The organism is Fusicatenibacter saccharivorans, from assembly GCF_015557635.1.
GTDB classification, from domain to species: Bacteria; Bacillota; Clostridia; order Lachnospirales; family Lachnospiraceae; genus Fusicatenibacter; species Fusicatenibacter saccharivorans.
Window position 1 is genome coordinate 120,718 of sequence record NZ_JADNOP010000011.1, and the last position, 20,212, is coordinate 140,929.

14 protein-coding genes, 1 pseudogene and 1 riboswitch are annotated in these 20,212 nt (G+C 47.6%); of the genes and pseudogenes, 6 read left to right on the plus strand and 9 right to left on the minus strand.

The window, feature by feature from the left end:
• Positions 1-48: 48 nt before the first annotated feature.
• From I2G42_RS10770 to I2G42_RS17015, 3 genes are all read right to left on the minus strand, one after another.
• Positions 49-1,188 carry a type II toxin-antitoxin system HipA family toxin gene (locus I2G42_RS10770; RefSeq protein WP_055227801.1) on the minus strand — a complete coding sequence of 380 codons (1,140 nt, stop codon included), beginning with the start codon at positions 1,186-1,188 and terminating at the stop codon, positions 49-51.
• On the minus strand, positions 1,175-1,453 hold the full coding sequence (locus I2G42_RS10775) for a helix-turn-helix domain-containing protein (RefSeq protein ID WP_055227803.1): 279 nt from the start codon (positions 1,451-1,453) through the stop codon (positions 1,175-1,177). The genes I2G42_RS10770 and I2G42_RS10775 overlap by 14 nt, the downstream gene beginning before the upstream one ends.
• A gap of 486 nt (positions 1,454-1,939) precedes the next feature.
• The gene (locus I2G42_RS17015; RefSeq protein WP_416388108.1) at positions 1,940-2,053 is read right to left on the minus strand and encodes a DUF6783 domain-containing protein; all 114 of its coding nucleotides are present in this window, start codon (positions 2,051-2,053) and stop codon (positions 1,940-1,942) included.
• Here I2G42_RS17015 and I2G42_RS16850 point away from each other — a divergent pair.
• Positions 2,003-2,164, plus strand: a pseudogene (locus tag I2G42_RS16850) (DUF6783 domain-containing protein); the annotation flags it as partial. The gene I2G42_RS17015 and the pseudogene I2G42_RS16850 sit on opposite strands and share 51 nt — an antisense overlap.
• A 39-nt stretch (positions 2,165-2,203) precedes the next feature.
• Here I2G42_RS16850 and I2G42_RS10785 read toward each other — a convergent pair.
• From I2G42_RS10785 to I2G42_RS10800, 4 genes are all read right to left on the minus strand, one after another.
• Positions 2,204-5,224: a YfhO family protein gene (locus I2G42_RS10785; RefSeq protein WP_055227807.1), complete on the minus strand. Its 3,021-nt coding sequence runs from the start codon at positions 5,222-5,224 to the stop codon at positions 2,204-2,206.
• Positions 5,221-6,312, minus strand: a complete 1,092-nt coding sequence (locus I2G42_RS10790) for a glycosyltransferase family 2 protein (RefSeq protein WP_173816254.1) — start codon at positions 6,310-6,312, stop codon at positions 5,221-5,223. The genes I2G42_RS10785 and I2G42_RS10790 overlap by 4 nt, the downstream gene beginning before the upstream one ends.
• 172 nt (positions 6,313-6,484) lie before the next feature.
• On the minus strand, positions 6,485-8,242 hold the full coding sequence (locus tag I2G42_RS10795) for a sensor histidine kinase (protein ID WP_195531043.1): 1,758 nt from the start codon (positions 8,240-8,242) through the stop codon (positions 6,485-6,487).
• Positions 8,208-8,921, minus strand: a complete 714-nt coding sequence (locus I2G42_RS10800; RefSeq protein ID WP_055266899.1) for a response regulator transcription factor — start codon at positions 8,919-8,921, stop codon at positions 8,208-8,210. Before I2G42_RS10800 ends, I2G42_RS10795 begins: the two co-directional genes overlap by 35 nt.
• Before the next feature lie 363 nt (positions 8,922-9,284).
• Here I2G42_RS10800 and I2G42_RS10805 point away from each other — a divergent pair, with 363 nt between their 5' ends.
• The 5 genes from I2G42_RS10805 to I2G42_RS10825 all read left to right on the plus strand — a co-directional run bounded on the left by I2G42_RS10805 (position 9,285) and on the right by I2G42_RS10825 (position 17,138).
• The gene (locus tag I2G42_RS10805) at positions 9,285-10,220 is read left to right on the plus strand and encodes an ABC transporter permease (protein ID WP_055221943.1); all 936 of its coding nucleotides are present in this window, start codon (positions 9,285-9,287) and stop codon (positions 10,218-10,220) included.
• A gap of 12 nt (positions 10,221-10,232) precedes the next feature.
• Positions 10,233-11,096, plus strand: coding sequence for a carbohydrate ABC transporter permease (locus tag I2G42_RS10810; protein ID WP_055221945.1), 864 nt, complete (start codon positions 10,233-10,235; stop codon positions 11,094-11,096).
• A gap of 102 nt (positions 11,097-11,198) precedes the next feature.
• The gene (locus I2G42_RS10815; RefSeq protein WP_195531044.1) at positions 11,199-12,917 is read left to right on the plus strand and encodes an extracellular solute-binding protein; all 1,719 of its coding nucleotides are present in this window, start codon (positions 11,199-11,201) and stop codon (positions 12,915-12,917) included.
• A gap of 195 nt (positions 12,918-13,112) precedes the next feature.
• Entirely contained in the window at positions 13,113-16,076 is a 2,964-nt protein-coding gene (locus tag I2G42_RS10820) for a beta-glucosidase (protein ID WP_195531045.1), read from the plus strand.
• 78 nt (positions 16,077-16,154) lie between these two features.
• Positions 16,155-16,283, plus strand: a riboswitch (FMN riboswitch).
• Between the two features lie 213 nt (positions 16,284-16,496).
• Positions 16,497-17,138 (plus strand): ECF transporter S component, encoded by a 642-nt coding sequence (locus tag I2G42_RS10825; protein ID WP_022461231.1) that lies wholly within the window; start codon positions 16,497-16,499, stop codon positions 17,136-17,138.
• Positions 17,139-17,414: 276 nt separating this feature from the next.
• On the opposite strand, the gene I2G42_RS10830 is transcribed toward I2G42_RS10825, so the two are convergent.
• Together I2G42_RS10830 and I2G42_RS10835 are read right to left on the minus strand one after the other, a co-directional pair.
• A complete protein-coding gene (locus tag I2G42_RS10830) occupies positions 17,415-19,136 on the minus strand; it encodes a putative ABC transporter permease subunit (RefSeq protein WP_195531046.1) in 1,722 nt (573 codons plus the stop codon).
• The gene (locus I2G42_RS10835) at positions 19,129-19,854 is read right to left on the minus strand and encodes an ABC transporter ATP-binding protein (RefSeq protein WP_118601108.1); all 726 of its coding nucleotides are present in this window, start codon (positions 19,852-19,854) and stop codon (positions 19,129-19,131) included. The genes I2G42_RS10830 and I2G42_RS10835 overlap by 8 nt, the downstream gene beginning before the upstream one ends.
• Positions 19,855-20,212: the final 358 nt, after the last annotated feature.

The window sequence follows — 20,212 nt, forward strand, 5'->3', positions numbered from 1 at the left end:
TTAACTGTTAATAACTTGCTGTTTAAAATTTTTTGAATGCAAAGAGAATCACTTACCCAAAAGATATTCTTCCAACATTTCCTTTACTTTTTTCTCAATTTCGTCTATGATCTCTTCACACCTTGTCTTTTTCATCCCTGCACCAGTTCCTACCGCCAGTAACTCTTTTCTGCCTGGATTTCTTCCATTTCCATCTACTGACGTAGTATGTTCGCCATAATACGTATTACTGTAAGTAAGATCATATGCCGGACTTAAATGCCATTTATCTTCGTCTGCTTCGTACAAATACGTGAAGTTCTTCGAATGATCATCTCTGTTATGTGCAAAAACATTGAAACACATTCGGCGGAACATATTTTCAACATCTTCATCGCAATTGCGTGTCATGATTTTTGTCAGTTTCATTAATCCATGATAGTCCAGACTTGGCTGCTCAAAATCCAATTCCAGAATTGCAGCTGTCGTCAACATGTGCACTTTCTTTTTCCCTTTCAAACAGTTTCTCCTGTCAAACCTTTTAGTTCCAAAATATCCTTTACATTTTTCTGATGGAAACAATCTCGTTTCACTCATCATAATTCCGCAGGCCTTGGCACAGCAGGAATAGTCATATTCCATTTTTCCTGCATCTTTTCCGTCCACATGCGCTGGAAATTTGATAATCCATTCTTCATTATCAATGGTTGTCATGATTTTAGGTCTTGCTCCGCCGCTGGTACCTCCCAGCAGATACAATTCGTCCAGTTTATCCGAATACTCTGTATTCAGTATCTTTTGACACTCTTCCGCCAGTTTGTCCAGATCTGCACTGCTCTGCTCCTCTGGAAAATTCTTTTCCGGGTGATATGTCAACGCTCCCATCCCCGATGTGCCCACAATCGCCAGACGATCCAGTACGGTCAGTTCATCCGGATTTTGTTTATGTGCCCGTAACAGGCGATCCAACAGTAATCTGCCCCAATGATCTGGAAGACTGTCCGCAAAAACCCCAAATAATCCTTCAAAATGATCCTTAACTGGAACAAATACCTGTTTTTGCAAAGGCAATGAAAATGGGTTGATCGAAAATCCGGTTTCCAGCCATTCATCACTGTACTGAAATGCCACTTTGTGGTCTGCCGTCATAGCTAATGTTCCCACCGTTTGATCCTCATAACACACCTGCAGTACTTTATCTTGTTTCATTGATAACCTCCTGAATATCTTTATACGGTACCTGCGTGAAAATATTTCTGAGCTCATCTGCAAGATCCAGTGCGATTGCAATTTTCGTTAAAGATAACAGGGAAATTTGTCCTGTCGTTTCGAATCTTTTGATTGAGCCGTAACTCACTCCGCTTATAGATGCTAATTTTTCCTGCGTAATTGAACGTCTCTTTCTGATTTTTCTCACTCGCTGCGCAAGTTTTTGATCCAGTTCTTCCGGAGTTTCCCATATAAATTGTTCCATTTTTTCCCCTTCTTGTTACAGATTATATGTTATCTAAAATATCCTGTTTTTATTCAAAACAGATTATATATTATCTATTCTATTTTACCACTCACGTGCAGAAAGCACAATGATTTCCTGCCCTGTTTCCATAAAAACTCCACCCCGTTTTTGTAACTGCAGATAAATTTTGCATCTCCTTTACTCTATAGGGATAATTTGCGCTTTTTTGACTATCCGGTAGTATTTGTTTCAGAGTAAGTAAAAAAGCCTCTGCCGGGCAAAAATTTTGCTTTCCGGCAGAGGCTTTGCTGGTCAAACGGATATTCATGCAAGCATGATTCGCGATTTTTCTTCCATTTCGCATGGCTTGGAATCGTTACAAATACTGGCTGAATTCCACTTTTTCTTTATTTGGTCCTTCGATCGTGAAGAAACGGACGCCATTTTCCCAGAACGGAAGGAAATGTACTTCATCCTGCGTCGTATTCAGACCGGCCCCGGTAATCATTTCGTGAACTGCGAGTCCCAGTTCGTGGGAGATTTTATCCGAATAAGGGCGGCGTAGCGGGCTACGGCAACCGAATGAGGGTAAAATATACCGCAAAGTGGAGCTTGCAGATTGCGGAAATGATTTTTCAGACACGCTCTAGCACCTTTTTTCTCCACACAAAGGCTTGCAACGGCGTTTCCAAAACGGGCAAACGCTGCCAGTTCTTCCTGCGGCTGTAAAGATATGATCCATTCCACCAAGTGTCACTACAACTATTTTTACACTCTGATGATATAATATTTCCGCTGTTTTTGCAACATTTTGCTCTCTCCTGCCCGTTCGCTGCCGTTTTGCTGTTTCTTTTTTTCACAGATCACAAGGATGAGTGCCAGCATTCCTCCCATCAGGCTGCACCAACTGCCAGCCGTCCGTCCGGGCGCATGGTACACAAGAACAATTTTGTGCTCGCCTGATGGGATTTTTGCGCCGAGAAATGCCGTGTTTGCGCGGAACAGCAGTGTTTCTTTCCCATCCACTTTCAGCACAAAATTTTCATCGTATGGAATGCTGGTGATGAGGTATCCGTCTCTTTCCGCGGAAACCACGCCTGTGATGCCGTCGCCGCCGTATGTTGCTGTTGTTCCGCCAATCAGGGTAACCGCCTGACTGTACAGCTGCTCCGTTTTTTCCAACGGCTGTGCCATACCAGTCCATGTCTCAAAATTTTTCAGGATATAATGGCCTTTTCCCATCCGAATGAATACGGTTCCATCTTCTTTCATCGTTACAAGATAGTTAAACTGTGTATTCCCATTGGCATACGTATGGTTGATGCCGGTCAGGCGGTTGGTCTGGCCGTTGATGCGGATAAACATATCATGACTCGCTTTCTGATTCTCCACCTCGAAAGAAACGGCGAGCAGCGTTGCTCCCTCTGCGGCACCCGGCAGCGTTGCTGAGACGGTCACGGATTTTTTCGTCTCAATCTCATATCCGTCCGCTGTCTTCTGAATGCGCAGATCTTCCTGATCGGTCTCTGGAATTTCAAGGTTTACTTTCTGAAAACAACTGTGAAACAGGGGTCCTACAGAACCATTCTTTGTATCTGAATCTGCAGCGGCTCTGAAATTATCCACAGATTTCGCCGATTTTTCCTGATCCGGGATTGCCGCTGTTGTCTTCCGCATTTCCTGATCCGGGATCACGGCTGCCGTCTCCAGTATTTCCTGGTTCTGCGGATAAGGTAACGATTTGTATTCCGTCTCGGAAACCACCTGGTCTGTCACGTAGGCAACCGGCGCTGCGGATATGGCACGATAAACCTGAAAGTCCCCGTAATCCCGGTACAGTTCATACCCCTCCGGCCGTGTTTCTGCCAGAATATATTTCACTCCCATGAACTGCCAGAACAGCGGATCATCGGAAACCGTCTGCATCATGCGGTTGCGGAAGGCTTCATTAATCCCATACGTCTCGTCCCGGAATTTCTTATATTCTGCATTGTATGCCGAGGAATAAATCGTCGAAACATTCTGTCCAATATCCCATATCCGGTTGACGTTCGCAAGGTTCTGTCCGCCGTCTCCATACTGCTCCATACGGTACCAGCCGGGATCCTCCGCACGGATCTCGCGGATTGCCGCTGCAATCTTGCTGTCCGTCAGAGCTTCATACGTTTTACGCGGGATCATCACATGCTTTTCCTGATTGATTGCTTTTCCGGCAAATGCAAGAATCACAGCACTAAAGACGAGCGGCAGAAACGGAAGCTCTCTGCCCCGCAGCCGTTTTTTTGCCGGAAACCACCGCCATGCCAGATAGCACGCAGTCACACAAATCACATCCAGTATGCCGAGATGCCAGTATGGTTCAAAGTATGTCTCTTGCTTTGCATTCCACATCAGAATCAGAACTATGAGGTACGGAAGCAATTCTCGCAGCTCTGTCATGACTTTGCGCTTAAAATTCCCGGTGCTTCGATTTTTTCCACACTCCCGCTTCCGGACAAGCTGGTTTTCCACATAAAGCCCGACTTCTGCACAGAGGACCGGAAGAAACGGGATGAATACTTTATCTTTGCTGTACAGGCCGCCGTTCAGCAGATAGCCGAACAGGGGAATACAAAAGAATACCAGCAAAAGGAAGGACAACAGTTTCTCACGCAACCGGCTCTTTCCGATCGCTCTGCCCAAAAGCGCCACCCCCGCAAATGCGGAGAGGCCAATGCCATACGGCGTGTAGCAGAGACGCAGGATCAGAAACTGCGGTTTCCACATCGCCGGATCGGTAAAAAGTCCTGCGATGCCGCCCGCTGCGGTGCCGCGTCCGCCCTCGCCGCTGCCGCCGAACAAGGCGGCAGCCGATGGGATCAGCAGAATACCGGAAAGAAGGATTCCTGCGAGGACCGGAAGCGCAAAGCGGATTGCTGCGCCAAAAAAGCTCCGCAAACCCACCAAGGTTTCACCCGTTCCGGCAGATTTTTCACCTGCCCTCTGCTTTTTCTCTGCCCCGGCCTTTTGATTCCGCGACACTTTTCGATTCTCCTGTTCCGCTTCATACGCAGCATTTTCTGTACCGCATTTCAAATACTCCGTCACCGCATACGCCGTGAGCGCAAGCAGCCCGCCGACCGAAAAATAAAAGCTGGTCAGAATCATCCCAAGAACGGAAAGAATCAGCAGACCGCTCTTTCTCTTCTGAAAATGGCGGTCCACGCCCAGCAGAGCCAGCAGCAGAAACGGCATATAATTGACAAACATAAGCTGATTATAGGAATGATATAGAAGTGCGGTAGAACACGTAAAGAAAAGTGATGTAAAAAGACAGTTGCCGTAATGCAGACCCTTTTTGCTGATCCATCGATAAAAAAGCACTGCATCCGCCGCATACAGCAGCGCGGAGGAACCCATCACCCACAGGTCCATCGGGATGAACGGGAAAAGGTAGGATAACAGCATGGTCGGACTCAGCAGTCCGTAGTAGGCAAAACGGTAAATATTCTGACCTCCTCCCAGATTCCATGCGAAATCCGGGAAGAGGTTTCCGGTCGCGTAAAACCGCTTTCGGAAGTAATCGGCAAGGGTGCTGTGCTGGCTGATCCAGTCAATCGAGGAGCCGAATACGCCGTATTGCAGGACGAACAGCCGGCACAAAAGCAAAGAAAAGAAAAACAGACCAGCCGCCGTAAAATCCTTTCCGGTAAGACCTTCCAAAAAGCCGTTCCGCCGTCCTTTCGGCTGACCTTTCTTTTTCCGTGATTTCCCCGGCTCTCTTATTTCCTTTAAGATTTCCTTTTTCATGCCCGGATTTCTCCTCTTTCAGAAGCATGGCGTTTGTCGGCATACTCTGGAAAATACACATTTTTCTTTTCTGCCGTATGGGCATCTTTTCTTCTCTTTGCAGCACTCTCCTGCTTTTTCACCGGCTGCACACTGTGCATCTTGACCGTCTCTTCACTCGTCTCCTTTAAAAGATAGATCGGACGGTGCTTTGTTTCAAGATATGTCTTGGAAAGATAAATGCCTACAATGCCCGTGCAGAAAAGCTGTACACCGCTCACCAGAAAAAGGATGCATGCCATCGACGGCCAGCCCGCAACGGGATCGCCGAACAGCAACGTTCTTACGATAATGAACACGATCAGAATCATCGAAATCAGGAAAAAGAGCACGCCCATGACGGATGCGAGTGACAGCGGGGCTACGGAAAAACCTGTGATGCCGTCGATTGAGTACGCAAGGAGCTTTCGAAGTGGCCACTTTGATGTTCCGGCGCAGCGATCCTCATGCTCAAATTCCAGCCATTCTGTGTGAAAGCCGACCCATCCGAAAATTCCTTTGGAAAAGCGGTTGTACTCACTCATTTCCAGCACGGCATCCACCATTTTGCGGCTCATCAGGCGGTAGTCCCTTGCACCGCTTACGATCTCTGTTTTGGAAAGGCGGTTTATCACACTGTAGAAGGCATTTGATAAGAAGGATTTGATTTTTCCCTCGCCCTCCCGCGAGCTCCGGCGTGCCGCCACACAGTCACAGGTACCGCTCTGCAGCATCGCGTACATTTTCGGAAGAAGGAACGGCGGATCCTGAAGGTCGACATCCATCACCGTTACGTAATCACCTTTAGCCGCCTGCAGTCCGGCGTACATGGCTGCCTCTTTTCCGAAATTTCTCGAAAACGAGAGGTAACGGCAGCGCATATCCTTCTGCGCAAGCCGGCGCATCTCAAACAGGCTGTGATCCTTCGAGCCGTCGTCAACAAAGATCAGCTCGAACTGAACCTTCTGCTGTTCTTCCATCTCATCCATCTGACGTACCATCGTCTCGTAGTAAACCGGAATTGCTTCCTCTTCGTTGTAGCATGGTATGATAATACTGATTGTCTCCATTTTTTTCCTCCCGGGGATTACATACTCTCTCAGAATCCTTCTACAGATCCTGCCCGCTGTAATCCCGCTTCTGTCTCATTCTTATGCAAGTCAGGTTTTTGTGGCTATTGGGAGCCCATTCGCGATTCCGCTGCGCTGCATTACGTTCTTACACACGGAAACGACATCTATTTTACTGCTGATGCATCTCTCCCCGTGCAGAATCCTCGCCTGCCTCCGGGAAACGCAGGATGACTTTAAACAGATCGCCGTCTGCCGCAAGCTCCATGCGGCCGCCCATGTTGGCCGTGTAGCTTGATGCAATCGCAAGGCCAAGGCCGTGCCCCTCGCTCGTCCGTGATTCGTCGCCGCGCACAAAGCGTTCCATCATTTCCTCCGCTTCAAAATTCATCTCATAGGCGGAAATGTTTTTCATCGTCACGAAAATCTCCCCGTTTTCCTTCCCTGCGTCAATGTAAACTCTCGTTCCGCAAAGGCTGTATTTCAGGATATTTTCCACGAGATTCTGTATCACGCGGTACATTTTCCCATTATCCCCAAGGAACGGAAGCGGCTCATCTCCGAGCGCCGTGCGAAACGACAGATTGCTCTGCGCAATCGCATCGTCCATATCGGCGAGGGTCTGCTCGATCAACCGTTTCATATCCATTTTTTCCATCTGGAATTTTTCGGTTCCGCTTGTCGATTTGGAGAGCTCGAAGAGGCTTTGGATCATCTCCTTTAGCTGTTCCTGTTTCACAGAAATCACTTCGACGTAATCCTGTGCCGCCGGTGTCAGATCCTCTTTTTTCAGAAGATCCGTATAGCCGACCATCGAGGTGAGCGGTGTTTTCAGATCGTGCGATACATTGGTAATCAGGTCAATTTTGAGACGCTCCGCCTGCATCTGTTTTTCTACGCTCTTCTGCATAGCGCTCTCAATATTTTCCAGCTCTGCAAACGCCGGATACAGCAGGGATTTTTCGGATATTTCATGGATCCGGCTTTCCATGCTGCCTTCTGCCATCGTATGGATCTGTTCCATCAAAAGGCCCATCTCCCGGTTCAGGCGACTGCGGTATGTTTTCCAGGCAAACAGAATTAAAATCAGCGTGGTCAGCCCAAGAAGAATGACAAACAGTACCTCGCCATCCATTCCGTTTATCAGTCCGGTGATCATGGTAATCACGATTAGAAGTTCCGCAATCAGTGCCACACGGAACGGCCATTTACTCTGACCGGCAAGCTGCCGTTCCAGGCTGGTCCGATCTCTGTAACGCTTCCTTTCTCTGCAAAAAAAGGACATTTCTCTCAGTTGTTTCTTTTCATAGCGACAGACAAGAATGCCGGCACTGAGAAGGAAAACGCCACAGATTCCAAAAAACAGAAGACCTGTCTGCACACACTCTATTACAGTACCCCATTCGGCAACAATGCGGTATCTGGCATAGCTGTGCCGGAGCGGCTGAAGCCATCCGAAAAAAGCAAATCCTCCGACAAGAACCAGAAGCTCATTCGGCACCTTTTCGGATTTTTTCAGAAACAGCTGCTCTTTCTCTGCTTCCGCAGCGGCTCTTGCCTCAAACTGCATCTGCCGGGATTTTTCTATTTCATCTGTCTCGGACTTATCTGCGGCTGCCCCTTCGCTGCTTTTTGCTGTTTTTCCCGCTTTTTCCGGTTCGCTGCCGGCAAAAGCAGTCATTTTCGGGTTTCCGGTATTTTTTCGGAATTTCCATACCAGATACAAGGCTGCGGCTATGCCCAAAACGCCGACTACCGTCACTCCGATGCCGATACCCCATTCGATGTTGCGCCACATTCCCCATTCGAATTCACTGGCCCATTTCCGCAGAAGCTTTCCGCACAAAATCAGTACCATAGAAAGATCGGTAAGCATCCACAGCAGGATGCGTTTTTCAGTTTCCGTCAATTTTTTCAATTTTGTATCCAATTCCCCACACCACCTTTAAATATTTTGGATTTTTCGGCGTAATTTCGATTTTCTCACGAATGCGCCGGATATGAACCATGACGGTATTTTCTACGCTGTAAGCATCCTCCTGCCAGACCTGGCTGTAGATTTCTTCGGCTGAGAATACATAGCCGGGATGCTCCATCAGAAGCTCCATAATTTTGTACTCGGTTGCGGTCAGGCGAACAGGTTCACCGTCCACCAGGAGTTCTTTGGTGTTTCGGTTCAGCAGCAGACCGCCGTTTTTCAGGATATCCTGGCTTTGTGTGGTTCCGTTTGCGGCGCCTAAGGAGAAGTAACGGCGGAGCTGGGATTTGACACGGGCCATGAGTTCGGCGGTATTATACGGCTTTGTCACGTAATCATCAGCGCCCATCGAAAGTCCGATGACTTTGTCGCTCTCTTCGGTTTTCGCGGAAAGCATGATAATCGGGATGTTGTTTTTTTCTCTTATTTTCATCAGGGCGGAAAGGCCGTTCATTTTGGGCATCATGACATCGAGCAGGATCAGATGGATCTGTTCGGTCATGAGGATGTCGAGTGCCTCCATGCCGTTGTAGGCTTTTTTTACCCTGTAGCCTTCCAGTTCTAATAGTTTGCCGAGAGATCTTACGATTTCCCGGTCGTCGTCTACGACTAATATGTTGTATTGGCTCATCTCGTTTTTCCCCTCTTGGTTCTATGGTGTTTATCATAGCAGAAAAAACGGAGATTCTTTGGATAAAAAACTGACATTTTTCTTAAAATGTAATCCCCCATTACGTTTTCCTGCTTTTTTTACAAAAAAAACACTGATTGGTAGAGTTGTAAGCTGGTGTAAAAAATAAAAACAAACGCATATAAATTAGTAAAAATGCCTGCCATAGCACCTGAAAATGTGAAAAAAGATAAAAAAAGTCAATATAAGTGGACAAAATACACAATATCAAACGGGGATTTTATTTGATATGATGTAAATATCACAAATAAGCAAAGAAAATGCGTAATAAAAACGCACAAAACAACGGAAAGGATGGGGAGTATGGCGAAGGAAAAAATGAAAAAGAAAAAAGGGCAGAAAATCGCCCCCGCAATTTTATGGAAACAGCGCTGGCTGCTTGTGATGTCAGTACCATTTGTAATCTGGCTGATTATCTTCAAGTACATTCCGCTGTGGGGATGGACCATGGCATTTCAGGAGGTAAAACCGGCAACGTTCGCACTTCCGATCTGGGAGAGAACCTGGGTTGGATTTAAGAACTTTACAGATGCATTTAAAGACCGTCTGTTCACACAGACATTAATCAACACATTGGGAGTAAGCTTCCTTGACATCGCGGTTGGAACGATCGCAGCAATCGCATTTGCGGTTCTTCTGAACGAGATGTTCTTTATGAAGTTCAAAAAAGTAACGCAGACCATTTCTTATCTGCCGCACTTTGTATCCTGGGTTATCATTGCAAGTATTGCAAAGAATATTTTCAACGACGGCGGTGTTGTTGACAGTATCTTCGGCAAGAACCTGCACCTGATGAGTTCCAACTCACCGCTTATCTGGGTAACCATTATCCTGATTAACTGCTGGAAAGAGGTTGGCTGGAACGCAATTATTTATCTGTCCGCCATGGCAGGTATTGATCCTGGTCTTTACGAGGCCGCTGATATGGACGGTGCAAGCCGTCTGCAGAAGATCTGGCACATCACTCTGCCGGGTATCCGACCGACCATCATCGTACTGCTGATTATGAGCATCGGTGGCGCCCTGAACGTAGGTATGGAGCGTCAGATGCTTCTTAGTAACCCGCTGGTTGAGGATCACACGATGGTACTTTCCTGGTTCTCTTATAAGAGAGGTATCGGAAACAGCAACTACGGTCTTGGTACCGCAATCGGTGTATTCCAGTCTGCAGTCAGCGTTACCCTGCTGCTGATCGCCAATAAGATTGCCGGTCTGGTAGGCGAAGATAAACTTATGTAGGAGGACGCGAATATGAACAAGAAAGCAAAAAAATTTGACTACGTACTGGCGGTAATCTTCGTATTCCTCGTCATCATCACCATTTATCCGTTCCTGAACGTACTGGCAATTTCGTTCAACGATTCTACGGATACCATTAAGAATGTAAACTTCATCATTCCGAGAAAGTTTACATTAAGCAACTATAAATATGTATTTAAAGACGGCGGCATTGCAATGCCGGCTGTGATTTCTGTAACAAGAACCATCATCGGAACAATCGTAGGTATTGTATGTACCTCGATGGTTGCTTACACATTAAGCCGCAGAGACTTCGTACTCCGCAAACCATTCCAGCTTCTGTTCGTTATTACCATGTATGTCAGTGGCGGAATGATTCCGGAATACCTTCTGATTATCCGTACCTTAAAGCTGGGCAATAACTTCATGGTATACATTCTGCCTGGTCTGATGTGGGTTTATAATATGATTCTGGTTCGCTCTTATATCGACGGACTGCCGATGGCTCTGCAGGAGGCAGCAAAGCTCGACGGAGCAAACGATTTTCAGATCTGGTATAAAGTCGTTATGCCGCTTTGTAAACCGGTTATCGCAACCGTAGGTCTGTACTATGCAGTAGGACAGTGGAACTCCTTCATGGATACTTACCTGTATGCGAAAAAACTCCCGACTCTGCAGTACAAACTGTATGAGATTATGAACCAGGCGACCATGAAAATGGACGTTCATGCAGGAACCAATGTACAGACGGCCGTAACACCAATGTCCGTACGTATGGCCGTAACGATTGTAGCAACTGTGCCGATCGTTATTGTATATCCGTTCCTTCAGAAATACTTTATCGGCGGTATGACACTTGGTTCTGTTAAAGACTGATAAAAAACAGTATTAAAAAATTTTTAGAAAAAGATGATGTTTATTCCTGCCAGGAGAAAGAAAGAGTGCAGGATGACATAAACCATTTTAAGGAGGGCTTTTATGAAAAGAAAAGTAGTATCACTCATGTTAGTATCTGCTATGGTGGCCGGAATGCTCGCAGGATGCGGTTCCGACAGTGGCAGCAGCAAGGGAGGGTCCAGCACAGAGACTGGATCAGCGGCAGAGGCAAGTTCTTCAGGCGAGACAGCAGATGATGCAGATGACAAATCTCCGATTACCTTTGAGTATTTTAACGCTGATGGTAAAAACGGCAACTGGGATAACCCGGTAGCAAAAGCAATCACAGAGGCAACAGGCGTTACACTTGATGTTTCCTATCCGGTAGCATCCCAGGGTGATGAAAAAGAAGATGTTGCGCTGATGATCGCAAATGATGAGTATCCGGACATGATTTATGCAAAAGGCTCAGCAACGGATTTGTATCAGGCAGGCGCGCTGATTGATATGACAGACCTGATTGAAAAATATGGTCCAAACATCAAAAAAATGTACGGAGCAGAGATGGAAAAACTGAAATGGAGCCAGGATGATCCTGGAATCTATCAGCTTTCCTACGCAGGTGTAAACCAGAAAACCCTGACAACAGGCGGAAGCTGCCAGATTCAGTGGGCTGCATTAAAAGAGAACGATTATAAATATCCGAAGACACTGGATGAGTATGAAAAAATGATCAAGAGCTATCTTGCTGCACATCCAAAAACAGAAGATGGTCTGGATATGATCGGTATCACCATGAGTGCTTCTGACTGGCACTGGATGATTACCCTTGGAAACCCGGCAGGACTGATCGCTGATGCATCCCCGGATAATGGACAGTGGATCATTGACGACGAGTACAACGTACATTACAAACATGTAACAGATGAAGAGAAAGAATACTTCAAATGGCTGTGCCGTATGTACAACGAAGGTATCCTGGATCCGAACTTTGCAACGCAGACAGATGATGACTATATTGCAAAAGTTGCCAGCGGCCGTGTTGTTGCTATCACCGATGCTGAATGGCATTACAGCCAGTGCGAAGCTACTCTGGTAGCAGATGGAAAAGTAGATCAGACTTATGTTGGACTTCCTGTAACCTTAAGAGAAGATCAGGTAGAAAAAGCCCTTCTGTATCAGGGAACTACCGTTGGCTGGGGTATTGGAATTACCAAGAGCTGTGAAGATCCGGTTCGTGCCATCAAATTCCTTGACTATCTGTGCTCCGATGAAGGACAGATCCTGTATCACTGGGGTATTGAAGGCGAGAACTACTTCCTCGATGATAACGGACAGCCATATCGTACCGATGAAGAAGTTGCAAAAGCTCAGTCTGATCCGGATTATGCAAAGAATACCGGTATTGACAACTACACTGGATTCCCGATCTACGGAACAGGTTCCTACTCTGAAGACGGATTCCCATACACTCCAACTACCAAAGAGTCTGTTATTGCAAACTACAATACAGCAGAAAAAGAAGGATGCGAAGCGATGGGATTTGAGATGCTGACCGACATGTTTGCACAGCCGGAAGAGTTCGATCTTCTTCCATACTCTGCACTGTGGGCATATCAGCAGCCACAGGAACTTGCTGAGAAACAGACAATTCTGGACGAAATTGCTTGGCCGGGACTTGTTAAATGCGTAACTGGTACCGAAGATGAGTTTGATGGAAACTGGAAGAGCATGGTACAGGAGCTGACAGACAATGGTCTGGCAGATGCAGAAGAAGCTATGACAGAGTTCCTTGCTACCAAACTTGTTGATGTAGAGTAAGTAAAGCAAAAACATAAGGTTTTGCCGTTGAACGGAAGGCGGCACAAAAACATGGTCTGATATTATTAAATGTCAGGCCATGTTTTTAAATACAGCGACAGTAATGGGAAATGTGAAACATTGTAAAAAGATAACAGTATATGGAAAATCTGCAAACAATTTCATGAGACAAAATCATAGGGAGGTTTTTGAAAAATGACAGAAAAGAAGGAGTTTCAGGTAAACAAAAACACACCGTTCTGGGATGCATCACTGACGGATCAGGAAAGAATCGACTGGCTGTTAAAAGAAATGACGGTCGAAGAAAAACTGGGATACCTCGCCAGCTCTTCCCCGGATCTGCCGCGCCTTGGCATTCCGGGAGTCTCTGTAGGCGGTGAGGCGGCACACGGCGTTGAGGGCAGAAACGATCAGAACGGTCTTGGAAAACCGGATGTGACAACATCCTTCCCGCAGCCGATCGGTATGAGTGCATCCTGGGACCCGGAGCTGATCAGGCAGGCCGGTGAAGTGACGGGAACGGAGGCGCGTGTCGTATGGCACCGCCATGAGGGCCATGGACTCAGCAGATGGGCTCCGACCGTTGATCTTGAGCGCGATCCGAGATGGGGAAGAAACGAAGAAGGTTACGGAGAGGATCCTGTGCTGACCGGAAAAATGGCCGGTGCTTATATCCGGGGAATGCAGGGCGATGATCCGAAGTATCTGCGCTGTGCAGCGACCTTAAAGCATTTCTATGGAAACAATACGGAGGTCGGCCGCGGATGGAAAAATTCTTCCATTGACCCGCGGAACAAATATGAGCTGTATCTGGAGCCATTCCGCAGATGTATTGAGGATGGCGGCGCAGAGGGCATTATGACGGCATATAACAAGATCAACGGAACGATCGGTATCCTGAATCCGGAAGTGACCGATATTCTGAAAAAACAGTACGGTCTCCGTCACGTTGTCAGCGACGGCGGTGCGATGGGACTTGTCGTGAATCTGCATCACTATTTCGGACAGCATGCGGAGACGATCGCAACGGCACTGAAAGCCGGTGTGGATGCCATGTCTGACGATCCGCGTATGGTAGAGCAGGCGGCACGCGAGGCATATGAGCTTGGCATTCTGAAGGAAGAGGATATGGACCGCTCCATTCGCTGTATGATGGAGACGAAGCTTCGTCTCGGTGTTTATGATCGGGAAAACCTGAATCCGTATGACCGTGTGACCGAGGACGATATCGATTCCCCGAAGGCACGTGAAATCTGCAAAGAGCTGAGCCGTGAATCGATCGTACTTCTGAAAAATGAGAACGGGGCGCTGCCGCTTGACAAAGCTCTGAAAGCAGAAGATATCGCCATTGTCGGACCGCTTGGTGATGCATGGTATCAGGACTGGTACGGCGGAACGGCACCATACCGCACAACCTTCCTGCAGGGGATGGAAGCACTGAAGCAGGAGAACATTACATTCGCGGATGGTCTGGATCGCGTTGTTTTCCGCTGTGATGGAAAAGGTCTTGCCGTAGCAGAAGACGGAACACTTCAGATGGCAGATGAGCCAGATGTGTTTATCAAGGAATACTGGGGTGAGGGAAGCTATACGTTCAAGAGTGTCCGTACCGGAAAATACCTCGGCGCAAGACTCTCAGAGTCGCAGGGAGAAAAGCCGAAAATGGGACAGATCGCGGCAGACCGCGAGGAAGCCTTCGACTGGTTTGTGATGGAGATTTTCCACGTGGAGCCGCAGGAGGATGGCAGCGTTGTGCTGACCAACCGTTTCCATTACCCGGTTTATAAGGATGCAGAGGGATTTTTCTCCTTCGAGCAGACGGAGGGAATTCCGATTACGATGGAGGTTGTCGAAAACGGAATTGAAAAAGCAGTTGCTGCGGTCCGGGGCAAAAAGCAGGTTTTACTTGCGCTCGGCTGTAACTCCGTGATCAATGCGAAAGAGGAGATCGACCGCAACACACTGGAGCTGCCAGAGGAGCAGGAGATGCTGCTTGACCGGATCGCAGAGGCCAATCCGAATACCGTTCTGGTGCTGTTTACGAATTATCCGTACACACTTCAGAAAGCGATGGAAAAACTGCCGGCGATCATCATGTCTGCAACGGGAAGCCAGGATATGGGAAGCGCAATGGCAGAGGCTGTGCTTGGAATCTATGCACCGGCCGGTCGTCTGAATATGACCTGGTATGAGAGTATCGATCAGCTGCCGGACATTGACGATTACGACATCATCAAAGGAAAAAGAACGTACCGCTATTTCGATGGGAAGGTATTGTATCCATTCGGCTATGGCCTGACGTATACCACATTTGCGTATGAGAACTATAAGGTTTCCTTAAAAGACGACCGTCTGCTGCAGATCTCTCTCGATGTGAGAAATACGGGCGATACCGCAAGCGACGAGGTCGTCCAGATCTACGGTTCCGCTTTGGAATCCTGCGTGAAGAAACCAATCTGCCAGCTGCTTGATTTTGTCCGTGTGAAAAACATTGCCCCGGGCGAGACGAGACACGTGGCACTGGAAATCCCGGTAGAGGAGCTTCGCTTCTACGATGTCATCAGCCGCAGACTGATGGTAGAAGAGGGAACGTATGAAATCTATGCAGGCGCATCCTGCAAGGATAAAGCCGTTTCCACAGAAATCTTTATTCCGGGCGGAAAAAGGGGAGTACGCGATCTGAGTGCATTTACCGCGGCAGACCACTACGATGATTACGAGAACATGTATCTGACGGAAGGCCACTTCAATTTCAAGGCAGTCCGCGTGCAGGATGAGACGAAAGAAGGTGTTCTCGTTTACCGTGACTGTGATCTTTCCGATGCTGCTGTTCTGGCACTTCATGTGAAGAGTGAACGCGGCGGCAGTGTGGAAGCCTTTGTGGACGGTGTTTCAATGGGAAGCTTTACCGGTGACACAAGAACCTGCGAGTTCCGCAGTGCTCCGAAACTGGACCGCTATGCGGAGAAAGAAATAAAAGAGCGCAACCGGTACCGCGAGCCGATTTATGAGGATGTTGAAATTTCCCTCGCAGACAGACCGCAGACGGACGGCGCATCTGAGATCCGTCTCGTCCTGAAGGGAGATATGCGGATCTGCTATCTGCGTGTGCTGAAAAATAAGAGCACAGGAAAAATTCAGATGGGCGTAGCAAACTAACCAGATAATGTATTGTCTGAAAAAAGTATTGACAAATTGTGTGAATATGAATAAAATATTCCTGTAAAAACAAAATACGGAGATCTTCAGGGCAGGGTGTGATTCCCTACTGGCGGTATAGTCCGCGACCCGCTGCGATATCAAACAGCGACTGACTCGGTGCAACTCCGGGACCAACAGTTAAAGTCTGGATGAAAGAAGATGAAATAAAGTTTATTTGCATGGAAATATTTTTTGGTGCCCTGAATTCAAGAAAAGGAATTCAGGGCACTTTTTTTCGCGGGCAACGAGCCAAAGTCCGTGCTTGCACGAGACCTTGGCGACTGCCGCGAAAACGAGTTCAAATTCGTGGAGCGTATTTGGACTCGTTACTTCCGGCAGAACCGGTCAAGATCTCCAGAAAAAAGGAGAAATGCAGTTATGAATGCACAGACAACAGCAAAACAGACATCAAAGATGTCGCAAATCGGAAAAACCCGTTACATGGTACAGGTGGCAATGCTCGGCGCCGCCGCAGTCGTATTGATGTTTTTTGACATCCCGCTTCCGTTTGCCCCAAGTTTCTACAAGATTGATTTAAGCGAAGTTCCGGTGCTGATCGGAGCCTTTGCGATGGGACCTCTTGCCGGAGCTGCGATTGAGCTGATTAAGATTCTGCTGAACCTTGTCATGAAAGGAAGTACCACCGCAGGTGTTGGCGAGGTAGCAAACTTCCTGATCGGCTGTGCGTATGTTATGCCGGCCGCATGGATCTACAAAACACAGAAAACAAAGAAAAATGCCATGATCGGTATGGCAGTCGGAACCGTATTTCTGGCAGCAGCCGGCGGTCTTCTGAACGCTTTTGTACTGCTTCCGGCTTATGCAGCAGCCTTTGGAATGCCGATGGATGCCCTTGTGGGAATGGGATCTGCAGTCAACAAAGCAATTACAAGCCTTCCGACCTTTGTTCTGTTTGCCGTTGTACCGTTTAATATCATCAAAGGTGTTGTGGTATCACTGGTAACCATGCTTCTGTACAAGCACATCAGCAGACTGCTGAAGGGTGAGGCGATGAATTAGTTCATCATTTCCGTAAACGGAGAATCCAATAAATACGTTGTAGAGAGACGGACAAAATGCAGAGAGAAATCCTCTGTTTTTTGTCCGTCTTTTAAAATTTTCGGGGAATGGCGGCAATGGATTGCCCACACAGGTCTTTTAGTAGTACAATGAAGCATAATCGATAAAAGAAAATACGCAGCGAAATTGGAAAGGAGCGCAAAAAAAAGAGATCCGCACATTGGCTGAAATCTCTTTTCTATCACATTTTAATATTGTTATTATGTCTCGAAACTGTTAAGCGCTTTCCAGATGTTCCATCACTTGAACGCCCCATTTAAAAAGGGCGGTTCGCATGGCGAAGGTCAGGACTGCGGTAAGCAGAATCATCACGCTCGTGGTGATGTGGATGTTGAGCTGAAGTTTTCCGTACAGCAGGTAGCCGGCTCCGATCAGGATTGCGCCGACGGTGAGGTCGATGAGGACGGAGATCAGGGAGCGGTTGTTGGATTTTATGGCGGCGGTTTCGTTTTCCCAGTTTAATTTCGGAAATGCAAGGTCAAAAAGGAGCTGTTCATAGTTGACGAACAGGGTAAATAAAATCGTGATCGCCGTGGTGTAAAGAAGGGTCGCCGGGTGCAGACCGAAGACGACAGCAATCATGTTGAAGATCAGAGCGTACGGCAAGGTGCCAAGGAGACTGATCAGGATGCCGCTTACCAGCATGGCACGGATCTGGTCGTGATAGCTCATCGGAATGCATTTCATATAGATGTATTCGCTGCCCTTTCGGGACATCGCTGTGGCGGAGATCACGCAGAACATGGACATCATGACGGCGATTCCGGCGGCAGTAAGGACGGCAACTGCGACGGGCAGTTCCCCTTTCAGGAGGCGGAATATAGTGCCATCGGCGACAAGCCGGGTCCAAAGGCCGGTAGTTTTAGCCATGCCAAGGCTGGAAATGATTGAAATGAGGGCAATACCAAGCATGAAGACCGGCCAGATGAGAGGCATCAGAACACAATTCATGAACCAGGCCGGTGTGCGGTACAGTTTTTTCCATTCAATCATCGCGTAGGTGCGGACCGGATTTTTGCTTTTGACGGTTCTGGTCACTTCTTCTTTGGATAAAATGCGTTTTTCGCTGGTGGTTTCGCTCATGCCGAGGACAGCCGGGAGGTAGATTTTCCAGGCGAGGGCGAAAAAGACAGCAAGGATGACGGCTGTTGTAGCGATGTAGAGTATCATTTTGAGAAAGGATGCATCTGCAAGGCTTCCGGTCATCAGGGGCAGGTTCGGAAAAATGGTCCGGAAGGCGCGCAGAGTGCCCTTCTGGCTTTCCATCAGGTTCATGATATCCTGCATTTCAAAATTTCCGATACTGCGCGAAAATACGTTGATGCCGATCGCAAAAATCAGGGATGCGGCGAATCCGAGGTAGCTTAAGAAATCCTTGTTTCGGATATTTTTGAAAAGACGCATCACGAGCATCGTCAAAACTGCAGCGTAAACGAGCGGCACAACCGGGAAAATAAGGCAGGCGAGGATCATATTGATCCAGTAAAAAATGCCCATTTTGGCGCTGATCCCGTACCCTAACAGAAACGGAAAGAACAGCAGTACAATAAGATAGTATTCGTTCAGCAGACAGCAGAAGCCTTTCGCACCGACAATCTGCGCCGGGGTAAACGGCAGCGGCAAAAGCTTTACGAGGTCAGAGTCCATGTAATACTCGCTCAGAAACAGCGGCAGGCCATAGAAGAAAATGACCATCATGCCGATGGCACAGACAAACTCGATCAGCAGGTTTTCCAGCCCGAGCGGCTGCAGGAAGGTATAGCCGGAATATCCCAGAAGAAACAGCAAGACCGACACGGGAAGGAGGCAGACACCAAGCAGAAGGTATACAACGATACGTCCTCCGTCCGAAAATGCTTTCTTTTTTCCGCTCTTCTGATTGCTTTTTCCTGGTCCGCTTTTCAGAAGGAAACGGGTGAGAATCCATAAGTTACGCATGTTCAGTGATCTCCAGAAAGATATTTTCAAGTGTCTGATCCGGATAGGCCGCTTTTAATTCTTCCAGGGTACCCAGGTATACCTGGCGGCCGTGATGGATGATGGCGATGCGGTCGCAGAGTTTTTCCGCTACTTCCAGCACATGGGTGGAAAACAGCACGGCGTTTCCGGCATCGGCGTGTTCACGCATCATCTGTTTGAGCTCGTGCGCGGAGCGCGGGTCAAGGCCGGTCAGCGGCTCATCGAGAATCCAGACCGGCGGCTTGTGGATCAGTGCGCCCATCACCATGATTTTCTGACGCATGCCATGCGAGTAGCTCATGATACGGCTCGAAAGGTTCTCTTCCATCTCAAAGCGTTTTGCGGTTTCTTCGATAAAACGCTGACGCTCTTCCGTTCCGACACCGTAGATATCTGCCATAAAATTCAGATATTCAATTCCCCTGACGCGAAGAAACGCATCCGGGTCGTCGGGCACAAAACCGAACTGGCGCTTGGCTTCAAGCGGATCCTTCTGGATATCTTTTCCATTGATTTCAATCGTTCCCTCGGACGGTGCCAGGATGCCGGTGATCATTTTTAATGTTGTCGTTTTCCCGGCTCCGTTTGGGCCGATAAATCCGGTGATCTTTCCATCCTCGATATCCCAGAAAAGATCGTCGACGGCTTTTTTGCTTCCGTCTCCGTAAATCTTACTGACGTGGTTCAGACGAATCATGTTTTATTCCCCCTCTTTTTTCTTTGTAAAGCAAAGCTATCATTCTCTTGCTTCGTTTCTAAAAACAGACTGCCCTTTTCTCACTCCGAAAGCTCTTATCCTTCCCTCGCAGGAAAAGGAGTCAGGCGGATATTCGCAATCCGCTTCGCTACTTGCTTGATTCGGTTAAATCTCGAAGCACGGGCTGTGATCTTGCGTTTTTTTCAGTATGCATTTTTCTGTCAGAACTGTCAATCGTCGGAGCGAAAAATACAGAATTTTGTAAGAACTTGTAAGACTTTTAGAGCGTGTTTGAAAATTAAAAATTGCACAAAACATATGTTTTTATGCCCTTTTTCATGATAAAATAAAGAAAAAG